Genomic DNA, 11,123 nt, shown 5'->3' on the forward strand with positions numbered 1-11,123 from the left:
GGTGCCGGATCAGAGAGAACCGGTCTTTCCGACAAAGTACCAGGCAATAATCGCCGCATCTCCGACATCCACCTCACCGTTTCCGTTGAAGTCCGCAGCCATGTCAACCGGGGTTAAGTCCGCAACCATATATGCAACCTTTGAGACATCTCCGATGTCAACAAATCCGTTGCCGTTGAAGTCGCCCTTCTTATAGACGGTTATGTAATCTGTCTCTGTAACGGAGCCAGTAACACCGTCCTCCGATACAGTCAGTGTAACGGAATACTTTCCGGACGATGTATAGTTATGCACCGGGTTCTGCTCAGATGATGTTAATCCGTCACCGAAGTCCCATGTCCACGTATCCGGGCTTCCGGTGGAGAGATCTGTAAAGTTAACCTGCCGGATGGCGGCACCTGAGAGCGGTGATGCTGTGAAGTTTGCAGAAAGTGTGCCGGTTGTCCTTACGGATTTTCCTTCAAGCACTGAAAGGAGATTGTTCTGCCTGACAACAGACCAGTCACATGAAGTGTTTGTCTCAACCGAGAACTCATATTCGTCAGCCTGAAGCATATCTGCCGGAACTTCAGCCTTATAGGCCGCACCGAGATCAGCCGATTCATGATTCATGCCCTCCCAGACATATGCAAGCGGTTTGTGGATTACCGCAGAGCCGTTTGGCGTGATCAGTGTGTCAAACCTGAAGAAATATTCAGTTCCGGCTGTAAGAGATCCTTTATTCAGTTTAAGGTGATAACTTCCGCCGGACGGGAGCGGTTCTGCAAGCGGTGCATCTGTAACAACTGACGTGCTGATAATTTCAGCTGTCATATTCAGGTCCTTTGCAGCCGCAAATCCGACAAATATTGATTCAAAGCTGAGGTCATTGAATGTAACAGTAATATTTGTACTCTGCACACCAGGTGTCCTGAAGATCGTAGTATTGCAGACTCTGCTGAACTCATGGTTATAGAAATTATCCACGGAAAAATTCGTGCCTGCCCTTGTATCAAATCCTGAACCGCCCGGAATCACATATTCGCATGGGAAATTCCACTCGACAAAGGTCAGATTAATCCTTGTAGCATATGCAGAATAATCAATCCACGAGAGATTTTCTGCATGTGCCGTATAGTTCAGGCCGCCAAGTGTCGTATTCGTATCCATATTGGCGGCATGAAGACGGTAAACCAGATCTGAGGTGTAGTTTCCGGCTGTGAAAGTGTTATTATCCTGCGATACAATGAAATTCCTGTTATAGTCAAACTCTGCTGACGGAGCAGGCCCCACATGGCCAAATGTTGTGTAGGCTTTTATACAGATACTCGGCCTGTTAAATCCTGTCAGATCATAGGCATCTGCCCAGTGCCCGTTGCTGGTAAGGTAATAGCTGTCTCCCGGTGCCGAAGTTGCAGCCGAGGTATAATTTGCAATTTTCTGCTCAATTGGGATTGTTAAAACACTTGAAGGATTTGTCACAGTAAATATTACAGAAAAAGTATCATCAGACGAAATCTCTACCGGCGTTTCAAAGTCAACAGTGTGATAACCCGGAAGGTCAAAAGTTCCGTTTACATAGGATACTGCCCCTGCTGTACTGTTCTCAGGGCCGTCATCAGGATTTAAGTGAACCTCAGCCTCAAACTCAGCACCTGCCTGATATGTATAGACACCTGCCGCTCTTATTGTCTCATTGCCAAATGAAGGGAAGACATTTCCAAAAGAGCTCGTTGTAGTCCCAACCATATTTATGAAATTTGTCGCACCAAAGGCATCATAATAATAGACAGAATCGTAATTGTCAGTACTTTCGGCGGTGAACAGAGCCATAAATTTGTTAATATCCTCATCATAATACGAGATGTAGAAATAACCGGAGTCATTGCCCCAGTCACTTCCCCAGCTGTTCTTAATGAGATATGCACCATCTCCGGGCGGAGTTACTCTGAAATTGTCCTTAGAAAATGAATCATCCCATCCGGCTATGGTAATACCATGCCCGCCATCAATTTTCATACCCTCGCTTGAATTGTAGTAGTAAGCAGGAGAATCACCGGCCATATTAAACCCTTGTGACCGGTTCACCTGAAAGCCGGCAAATACTGCACCATAGTCCATAATTATGGACTTTACAAGGGAGTTGTCAGCCGGAGACTGGACCGGAAGGAAATACACATCCTGCACATGCCTCTGTATTGTCAGCGAATCCGGGCTTACACATGATGAGTCATCATACGGATCATCAGATTCACTCACAGGCCCCGAATACCACGTAACACCGTCAGGCACGGCCCAACGGGCAAGATAAGCAGCTGCCATTTCACTGGAACCGCCGTCACAGCATCCCGGATCAAAGCCATGCTTATTCTTCATATTGTTCTCAGAGAAGTCAGACTCATCACCTTCCACTCCAATAAGAACAGATTCCAGACTTCCATATGCAGCAAATGCCCAGCATGAACCACAGTCAAGCTGATTTTTGACAGGTGTCATCCGGCCGTGAACCCTTAAATCATAGCTTTCAGGGAGTGGTTCATCTGCCATGATGGATACTCCGTCACCAAGCGTCAGAACAGAAACATCCAGAGGACTTCTGTCAGCTATCGGATTTGGAGGCTGAATATATCCAAGTGGATGACTGCCTGCGGTATTAGCAGCATCTCCGGAAGTTTCACCGGATGATAAATCCGGGGCACAACTGCACGAGTCGCAGGAATCACAGACTAAATCCTCATCATTCAAAACTGCCAGGGCTGAATAATCACCCTGAATTTCCAAATCTGTACCTGTATCATTTCCCAAATCCTCTGTGCCTGCAACTGCCGGCACAACCAGAACCAGAATTAAAAGAAATGACAGAATTATCGTTTTGCCATTTATAGCATTCATAAACCAGACCACCAAAAACTGAGATACACAGTAATTCCATTATTTACATTTAATAGTATCTTTCAGGGGCGCCTTATAACCGGCAGAATTTCAAAAAAAAGTAGTGATGGTTATTTCCGGAAATCCGGATATAATTTCCGGATTCTAAAGATCACCGGTTGTTCCTATAAAGAACCATGCAATCTTTGCAGCGTCACCAACGTCAACCTCACCATTGCCGTTGAAGTCAGCTCTCATATCAATGTCGGTCTTTCCGGCAACCATATAGGCAACCTTTGATACATCGCCTATATCAACAAAGCCGTTTGCATTGAAATCTCCTTTAACTCCGGAGATCTCAACAGAACCATCTCTGCATGCAAGGTCAAGACGGTCAAAGGTCGTATCGCTCCAGTATGTGTCATTGCCGGAGATATACGATTTATCGCCATTGCTGCCGGCAGCAGTTACAGATATGTCAAAGAGAGCCGCAGGATCAATTGCAGACATCTCATCTGTATTTGTAAGGCCGATTATCGCTGAATTACCCGAAATATTTGCACTGACTACCGAACCGGAGAACACCGTGGAATTTGCCGTAACCGATGTCACCCTTATCACAGATGAGTCCCATGTAAATGTCCCTGAAATACCTGTACCGTTGGTCATATTTGTAACCATAACCGGAATTACAGTCGAATTGCCCCAGCCGAGGGTGATCTCCGGAATTATCAGTTCAGGCATCTCTTTAGGTGCATAAACAGCAATATAGCCGTTCTTTGTCTCAGTGTCATTTCCGGCGGCATTTGTGACAGTCAGGCTGATATTGTATGTCCCCGCAGAGTCATATATATGCACCGGGTTTTTGTCAGCTGACGTATCTCCGTCACCAAAGCTCCATGACCATTCAGACGGACTTCCGGTGGAGGCATCTGTAAACTGCACCACAAGAGGCATTTTTCCGGATGTGACATTGGCAGTGAAATCAGCAACCGGTGCAGGGAGTGCAACCGCCTGTGATGTTCCGGTGAGCACAGAGAGATAATTGTCCTGTGTCTTCGCTGTCCAGTTGCAGGTTGTATTGGTTGTAACTGAAAATGCATGGGCATCATATGCAAGCATGTCAGCCGGAACATTCAGGGTCTTCGTTCCATAGACAATATCAGTCTCATGTTCAATACCTTCCCAGACATAAGCCAGAGGTTTATGAACTACCGCAGGGAGTGATGCGTTTGGAATAACCGTCACATCATATGAGAAGTAATAGTCATAACCTGTGACAAGTGCATTTTTATCAAGTCTCAGGTGTTCATTACCGGAAAAATCAGGTTCAGGATCAAGCGGTGCATCTGTGACAACAGAACCGTTGACAATCATACCTGTTACATTGAGGTCCTTTGCAGGCCAGAGACCTATAAATACTGACTCAAAGTCTTTGTCCCCGAAGTTAACAGTCAGATTAACGTGCTGCACGCCCGGAGATGTAAATACCGTATCATTGCATGTACGGGTTATTGTGCTGTTGTAAAAGACATACTCAGTCGTTGACGTATATATCCTTGTATCAAACCCTTCACCCGGATTTATTGCCATATATTCAGGGAAGTTCCACTCTGCATAGCTTGAATTCCATGATGCAAAGGCTTCGTAATCAACGCCGGTGATGTTGTCCACCGCTCCGGCGACTGAGACATTTCCGAGGGTGTAGTTCTCATCATAATTCTGGATATGCGGCCTGTACGTAACAGGTGCTGCATAGGTGCCTGTGGAGAAACTGTCATTGTACTCAAGTACGACATTATTCCTGTTTAAGTCAAGTTCGGCAGATGCACAGTCAGATACGACATCTGTGACATTGATATAACCGTACTTAATCTCAGAGTCAGTTCCTCCTGCATTTGATACCGTAAGTGTGACGTTATAAACACCTGCGTCAGGATAGGTATAAGCCGGATTTGCAGCTGCTGAAGTATTGCCGTCACCAAACTCCCATGTCCATGCTGTAGGTGTATTTGCAGACGTATCATTAAACTGAACACTCAGGGGTGCTGTTCCGGATGTGACATTTGCAGAGAAGTCTGCCACCGGTGCAGGAACTGAGACAGGAGATGACAGACCGGTTAACACAGACAGATAATTGTCCTGTGTTTCCACGACCCAGTCACATGATGTATTGGTGGTGAGCGAAAAAGCATGTGCATCGTATTTCAGCATGTCAGCCGGAAGATCAATTGTCACATTTACACCAGGCAAATACCTCTTCTCATGCACAATGCCTTCCCATACATAGGCCATAGGTTTATGAATAACCGCTGAAGCATTCGGGGTTATTGCAATGTCATATGAGAAGTAGTAATCATAACCTGTAACAATGCCATTTTTGTCAAGTCCCAGATGGTTATACGAAATTATTGGTGCAACCGGTGCATTTGTAGCAAAGGAATTGTTGACAATAACTCCCGTGGCATTGAGGTCCTTTGCAGGCCAGAGTCCGATGCATACCGATTCAAAGTCAGTGTCACCGAAGTTAACAGTCAGGTTGACATGCTGCACTCCGGGGGATGTAAATACTGTCTCATTGCACGTGCGGGTAAGCGTATGATTATAGAATATATCCTCCGATGTTGAGGTGTAGATTCTGGTATCAAGACCGCTTACCGGGCCGATAGCAAATTCCGGAGGGAAATTCCACTCCACATGGGTTGAGTTCCATGATGCAAAGGCATCATAACTAACACCCGTGATATTGTCAAGATACGCGGTCTCAGAGATATTTCCGAGTAATAATATCTCATCGTAGTTCATGATATGAGGGCGGTATGTTACAGGTGCAGGATATGTTCCGGGTGTGAAACTGTCGTTGTATAACTGTGCCACATTATTTCTGTTAAAGTCAAGTTCTGCATCCGGAATCCTGTCTGTGACATTAATATAGTAGTACCTTGTCAGGGAATCAGATCCGTATGCGTTTGATACCGAAAGTGTGACATTGTACAGTCCTGTATCCGGATATGTGTAAACCGGACTCTGCACAGTTGACGAATTTCCGTCACCGAAATCCCAGTTCCATGACGTTGGTGTGTTCTGGGATGAATCTGTGAAGTTTACGGTCAGAGGTGCAGAGCCTGACGTCTGATCAGCATTAAAGTCCGCAGCCGGAAGCAGTGGTGCTGTTCCGTTTGGAGAGAATATCTCAACTCTGTGATTTAAAACATCTGCAACATAGAGGTCATTTTCTGAATTAAATGCAAGACCTGATGATCCCTGGAATTCTCCCGGCCCACTGCCATTGTGCCCGAACTTTGCAAGGAATCCGCCATCCGGAGTGAATATCTGAACCCTTCTGTTGTCTTTGTCAGATACGAAAATATTTCCGGCACTGTCAGATGCTATGCCTGCAGGAGCGTTGAATTTGCCGTTTGAAGTTCCTGTACCTCCCCATTTAGTGATAAATACACCATCAGATGTGAATTTTTTCACGTAATTGGTCTGATCAGCCTGTGAATCTGTGACATATACATCACCGTTATCATCAACAGTTATTGCTGTAGGGTTCAGAAACTCTGTATCATTTATGCCCAAAGAACCCCATTTTCTGATGAAATTACCATCTGAATCAAATTTCTGGACTCTTACATTGCCAATATCTGTAACATATATGTTACCGTCCTTATCTGACGCAATTCCGTACAGGCTCTTAAACTGACCGTCTCCGGTCCCTTCAGAACCCCATTTTCTTATGAAACTGCCATTGGAGTCAAATTTCTGAACACGGGAATTAGCCATATCGGCCACGTATATGTTGTCATCCGGGTCTGCCGCAATTCCGGTTGTTATATTAAACTGTCCGTCACCAGTCCCCAAACTTCCCCACATTGCAGCAAATGTTCTGTCAGGGTTGAATTTCTGGACACGGTTATTAAACAGATCCACAACATAAATATTATCCCCGGAGTCAGCCGCAACTCCTGTTGGAAGCATAAACTGACCCTCTCCTGTCCCTCTCTCGCCTATGACACTGCTGTATTCATATTTTGTCCCGGTTTCTACATCAGTTACAGTAATGTAACCCGTTTTTTCATTAATGTCGCTGCCGCCTGCGTTTGTGACAGTCAGGCTGACATTATATACTCCGGTATCCGGGTATGTGTAAACCGGATTCTGTTCCATTGAGGAATTTCCGTCACCGAAGTTCCAGCTCCATGCAGTTGGCGCATTTGCTGATGTGTCATTGAACCGGACTGTCAGAGGTGCCTTTCCTGAGAGCGGGACTGCTGTGAAGTTCGCTGCCGGTTTTATGACTGTGTTGTCTTCTGTATATGCTTTTATGCAGAAATCAGGGCTGACGGACGGATTCCAGTCATATAAATCCAGCCAGGAGACACCATTATAATAATAGCTCTGGCCTTTGGCTGATGTTGCCTGTGTGAGATAATTTGCGACATTATACTCTATAGCTGCCGGATAATTATATTCCGGATTTGTAATCTCAATTACAACCGAAAACTTATCGCCGGTCTGTATGTCAACCGGTGCTGTAAGATTAACTGTATAATAACCTGCAAGAGCGGCGGTGCCGGTTTTTGTGGATAATGATCCTGCCTTTGTATTTACAGGGCCAAAATCCGGGTACTTATAGATATTTATGGTGTATTCTGCACCGGCTTCGTTTGTATAAAAGCCAACAGCTTCTATTGTTTCATCTCCGCCCGCAGTGTAAACATTTGAAAATTTAAATGTGGTGCTTCCGGCACCATAGCTTCCGATATATCCAAACGGAGAGTGATCGTAGAGATTTTCGTAATTATCAGTCTCTTCAGCGGTGAACAACACCATTCCATCCCTTATTCTCTGATCATAATAGGAGATCATAAAGTATCCACCGTCATTGCCCCATTCTGTGCCCCAGGAGTTCTTGGCAATGAATGCACCATCACCCGGCGGCTGTACATTGAAGTTTGTCCTGCTGTATGTATCATCCCAGCCGAGAAGGGTGATCGCATGGCCGCCATCACTTTTCATTCCCTCTGATGAGTTGTAGTAAAATGATGGTGCAGGAGTCAGCATATTAATGGCTGTTGTATAATTCCAGTAAATATGCCCATGTAATGCCCCATAATTTTTAATCATGGTTTTTGCAAGCGAATTGTCATCTGCAGGCTGATCATACAGATAAAAGACATCCTGCACATGCTTCTGAACTGCGGGCGATTCAGGACTGCTGTCACATGCGTAAGCATATGAGTCATCAGTTTCGCTTACAGGCCCTGTATACCATGAGACACTGTCAGGGACCTCCCACCTGGTCAGGTATGCAGTTGACTTGTAAGCGTTCCCGCCTGCACAGCATAAAGCTGCAAAACCATTCTTATTCTTCATATTGTTCTCTGAAAAGTCATAGGTTTCCGATTCACTCACCAGAAAATATGACTCAAGAGAACCATATGTGGCAAAAGCCCAGCAGCTTCCGCATTCACCCTGGTTTTTAACACCTGTCACTTCACCATATTCTCTCAGATCATATGATGACGGGAGTGTCTCATCCGGAGTTATTGCTTTGTCTTCAGCGGAGATAACCGGATTGTCCGGTTTTTTCCCGCTCACTACTGCCGGAGAGGGAATTTCACCGAGAGAATACCCGTACTCCGTCCCGAATTCATCAGGGAAGTAACATGAATCTGCTGAACAGTATGATACTGAATCTTCCTGATTATTCAGCCATTCGGTGAATTCCGGGTTTAAAGGTGCAGCACCTGCGTATTCAGAAGTTTCTGCTGTAAATATGTCCTGATCATAATCTGTGCCGCCTGCCTCTAATGCCCCGGCAGGAGATATTAAGATTAATAAAAGGACTAAAGTGGCAAAACATGCCGTTATTGTTTTGAACATCGATTCAACCATCCAGAAATTTTAATCCATTGTGCAAATCAATAGAATTATAGAATTTAGACATGATTCATATAAATAGATATTTATTGAGGCATTTACCGATAGCGGGCCATTAATCGCCTCAAAATAATTCCGGATATAAAAAAAAGATTAGATATATTTATGGTGGATCAGATAACACCGGTTTTTCCTATCAAATACCACGCTATTGCAGCAGCATCTCCGACATCAATCCTTCCGTTCTCATTGAAGTCAGCCTCCATGTCAACCAGAGTTTTATCTGCAACCATATAGGCAACCCTTGATACGTCACCTATATCAACAAAGCCGTTTCCGTTGAAATCGCCTTTAACTCTCTCAATCCGGAAAATTCCGTCCTCGCACGGGAGAGTATGATTAATAAATGACTTGTCACTATACTGTGTGCCGGTGCCAAGGAGGATGGTCTCCTGGTGAAGGCCTTTCTTTGACCGGAAATAAACATCAAACACCGGTGCAGGTGTGCCTGTTGTTAGACCGTCCGTGTTTGTTAGTGCAACCTCTGCATAGCCATCTGTAAGGTTCAGATATATTGCAGAACCTGAGAATACTGATGAATTTGCAGTGACATTCAGGATATCAATCACATCAGGATTCCATGTAAGGAATGTGCTCAGTCCGGAAGCATCTGTGATATTTGCAACCGAAATCTGCGTTGTGTATGGTGTATCCTCCATCAGGGTTTTTGAAGGAATAAGCATTGCCATGCTGCTGTAATCTTCAACATCAACGGTGATGTTTACGATGTTTGTAAAGCTTGAAGGTGACGGGAAAATACCCTCTGTCCAGCTGGAATAGCCATAGCAGAACTGTAAAAGATCTCCGTCATTAAGGATATTGCCGGAAAGTCCCATATCAGCCGCCTCTCCGTTTATGAAAATTGCCCAGTAGTATCCCCATTTAGCAGTATTATTGACATCATCAATCCCTGTAAGTGTAAATGAACCATATGTTTCATACCAGGAATCATCTGTATAAAATTCAAAAGCGCCTTTCTCAGCCGCTGCTTTTAATGCTGCAAGGTCGGATGTTGCATTAACGATATAGACCTCTGAAGGGTTGGTTGTAGCTGAGAAGTTGAAATCCGGACCTTTCTTCAGAATAATTTCACCCTCCCAGTTAAAGTCATCGTGAACAGACACTGTAAGATTTACAATGCTGTCAAAGGTTGTCGGGGTCGGGAATATTCCTTCGGTATAATCTGAATAGCCGTAACAGAACTGTAAGAGATCACCGTCCTCAAGTATATTGCCAGATAGTCCCATGGGTGCAGATTCACCATTGATGTAAATGCTCCAGTAATATGACCAGTCAGCCTCATTATTTAGATCTCCTATTCCGTTCAGGGAGAACGTTTTGTAGGTTTCATAACCGGAATCACTCGTATAAAAGTTAAATCCACCATTTTCACCTGCTGCTTTGAGTGCTGCAAGATCAGATGTTGCATTGACGTCATACTCAGCAGTTGGATCATCTGTCGGGGAGTATTTGAAATCCGGAGATCTGGTCAGAGAAACTTCACCTTCGTAGTTGAAATTTTCGTGGACATCAACTGTGATATTTACGATGTTTGTGAAGCTTGTCGGTGACGGGAAGATCCCTGCCGTATAATTTGAATAACCATAACAGAACTGTAAGAGGTCACCATCTTCTAAGATGTTGCCTGAAAAGCCCATTGGTGCTGATACTCCATTGACATAGATTGCCCAGTAGTATGACCAGTCCGCAGTGTTATTTACATCCGAAATCCCGGTAAGCGAGAATGTCCTGTATTTCTCGTAGCCGGAGTCACTTGTGTAAAACTCAAAGCTGTTCTCTTCTGCAACAATTTCAAGTGCTGCAAGGTCAGATGTTGCATTGACGTCATATTCGGCAGTTGGATCATTTGTCGGGGAATATTTGAAGTTATGACCTTTTACAAGGACAGCCCTGCCATCCCAGTTAAAGTCACTTTCCTCAATAACAATTTCTGTTGTTTCAGGTTCAGTTTCTGACAGCAGAGACAATTCTTCCCGCATTTCTTCTTCCGTTACATCATATTTCGCTGAATCATCTTCTATTGGAATGAGATTTACTTCGTCCGTAACTGCCGGACTTTTCTCAGTTATATTCTCAGTTGCCTCTTCAGGGGCCCCATACATATCTGTAACCGGCATCACTTCCGGAGTCGATCCAACGATACTGTCTGTTCCGTCCGCAATACCGGTTCCGGCAGAAACGATTGTAACAAGGCATAACGCCACTACCAGTCCGGATAAAAGCTTTAAAAATTTAAGATTCATACTACCTCACTTTTTAATAATTAACTACATTATTTTTGTTTTAATCACATAAATATTTACTTA

At 44.5% G+C, this 11,123-nt stretch carries 3 protein-coding genes; all 3 read right to left on the reverse strand.

Features of this window, described 5'->3' with window-relative positions; genetic code table 11:
* Positions 1-9: 9 nt before the first annotated feature.
* Positions 10-2,871, reverse strand: a complete 2,862-nt coding sequence (locus METLIM_RS15670) for a lectin like domain-containing protein (protein ID WP_004078388.1) — start codon at positions 2,869-2,871, stop codon at positions 10-12.
* 144 nt (positions 2,872-3,015) lie between these two features.
* Positions 3,016-8,739, reverse strand: coding sequence for a PKD domain-containing protein (locus METLIM_RS17420; RefSeq protein ID WP_004078389.1), 5,724 nt, complete (start codon positions 8,737-8,739; stop codon positions 3,016-3,018).
* Between the two features lie 170 nt (positions 8,740-8,909).
* A complete protein-coding gene (locus METLIM_RS10300) occupies positions 8,910-11,060 on the reverse strand; it encodes a DUF4430 domain-containing protein (RefSeq protein ID WP_004078390.1) in 2,151 nt (716 codons plus the stop codon).
* Positions 11,061-11,123 lie beyond the last annotated feature (63 nt).

The sequence above is a fragment of the Methanoplanus limicola DSM 2279 genome, from assembly GCF_000243255.1.
GTDB classification, from domain to species: Archaea; Halobacteriota; Methanomicrobia; order Methanomicrobiales; family Methanomicrobiaceae; genus Methanoplanus; species Methanoplanus limicola.

Coding starts and splice junctions, on each gene's coding strand:
- METLIM_RS17420 (WP_004078389.1), bottom strand. CDS start 8,739: ATGTTCAAAACAATAACGGCATGTTTTGCCACTTTAGTCCTTTTATTA.
- METLIM_RS10300 (WP_004078390.1), bottom strand. CDS start 11,060: ATGAATCTTAAATTTTTAAAGCTTTTATCCGGACTGGTAGTGGCGTTA.
- METLIM_RS15670 (WP_004078388.1), bottom strand. CDS start 2,871: ATGAATGCTATAAATGGCAAAACGATAATTCTGTCATTTCTTTTAATT.